The organism is Odoribacter sp. (assembly GCF_985060555.1).
Genome location: NZ_CFKYFN010000021.1, coordinates 1 through 1,005, shown reverse-complemented (window position 1 = coordinate 1,005; position 1,005 = coordinate 1). Strand labels below are relative to the sequence as shown.

The following is a 1,005-nucleotide window of genomic DNA, read 5'->3' as shown; positions in this document are numbered from 1 at the left end:
TTTCTCGGTAACTTTCTTAAATGGTGCTGTAAGATAATGCGGAAGAACATAGAAATCAATCAAATCAAGCCCTGCATCATCTTCTTGTGAGTAGTCCTCCGGCTTTTCATCCATTTGCTCGATATATTGGATGCTTGGAGCGCATATAATCGCACCTGCCGATTCACCAATCATCAGTTTTCCCTTTGCCAATTCTTTCTTCAACAGCTCATCCGTTCCCGTTTTACGGAGCTGGTCTATAAGGAAAAAAGAATTTCCGCCGGTAAAATATATCACATCCGCATCTTCAAAAACAGACTGTATCGTTGAATAAGCCTCCGTTGAAATATCAATTTCAGTTACGATTGCTCCCAACTTTTTGAATAATTTTCGAGCCGAGCCGACATAACCGGTGTAGCCTTCACGCAGCGAAGCTGTTGGAATAAATGCGACTTTTTTATTTTCAATTTCTTCCTTTATCAGACTTCCTACACTTGAAAAATGAGAACATAAAAACAGTTTCATCAATATTCTCCTTTATAAATTCCGATTTGCCAAACTGCCCACGCAAGGTCGTCACTTTCTGGCCGGGATTTTTTTGCGGATGGTTTCCAGGCGGTTCAGGGCGGCACACAGGGTTTCGTCCCGCTTGGCAAAGTGGAAGCGGATCAGATGGTTGACCGGCTCCCGGAAAAAGCTGGACCCCGGAACAGCGCCCACGCCGACATCGCGGGCCAGCACTTCGCAGAATTCCAGGTCGCTGTCAAAGCCAAACTCGGAAATATCCATCAGGATGTAATAAGCGCCCTGGGGAACCGTGTGCTGCAGGCCGATGGCATCCAGACCTTCCACAAACAGGTCCCGCTTGCGGGTATAAGTGGCAAGCAGGTCGTTATAGTATTCCTGGCCGAAGCGCAGGCCGGGAATAACGGCCTCCTGCAAGGGCGCAGCGGCGCCGACCGTCAAAAAGTCATGCACTTTTTTAATGCGGTCAGTGATTTCCGGCGGGGCAATGGTATAGCCCAG

Annotated in this window: 2 protein-coding genes; both read right to left on the bottom strand. The window is 48.0% G+C overall.

Going from position 1 to position 1,005, the window contains the following annotated elements; all coding sequences use genetic code 11:
• On the bottom strand, positions 1-504 hold a 504-nt coding region (locus tag AC5RDS_RS02580; RefSeq protein WP_494222197.1), incomplete at its 3' end, for a Type 1 glutamine amidotransferase-like domain-containing protein.
• A 51-nt stretch (positions 505-555) separates the two neighbouring features.
• Positions 556-1,005: aminotransferase class I/II-fold pyridoxal phosphate-dependent enzyme (locus AC5RDS_RS02575; RefSeq protein WP_494222196.1), on the bottom strand; the 450-nt coding region annotated here is incomplete at its 5' end.